Raw genomic sequence first — 363 nt, forward strand, 5'->3', positions numbered from 1 at the left:
GGAAACCGCCGCATCGATGGAGGAACTGACCGCCACGGTGAAGCAGAACGCCGAGCATGCGCGCCAGGCCAACCAGTTGGCCGCCGGCGCGGCCTCGGTGGCCTCGCAGGGCGGCACGGTGGTCGGACAGGTCGTCACCACCATGGACGGCATCGAGGCGGCCTCGAAGAAGATCGCCGACATCATCGGCGTGATCGACGGCATCGCCTTCCAGACCAACATCCTCACTCAATGCCGCGGTGGAAGCGGCACGCGCTGGCGAGCAGGGCCGCGGTTTCGCCGTGGTCGCCAGCGAAGTCCGCACCCTCGCCCAGCGCTCGGCCAGCGCGGCCAAGGAGATCAAGACGCTGATCGACGACTCGG

At 68.6% G+C, this 363-nt stretch carries 1 pseudogene; it reads left to right on the top strand.

The window, feature by feature from the left end:
• A pseudogene (locus tag D180_RS20835) lies at window positions 1-363 on the top strand (methyl-accepting chemotaxis protein); the annotation flags it as partial.

It is taken from the genome of Xanthomonas sp. SHU 166 (assembly GCF_000364685.1).
In the GTDB taxonomy this organism is placed as follows: domain Bacteria; phylum Pseudomonadota; class Gammaproteobacteria; order Xanthomonadales; family Xanthomonadaceae; genus Xanthomonas_A; species Xanthomonas_A sontii.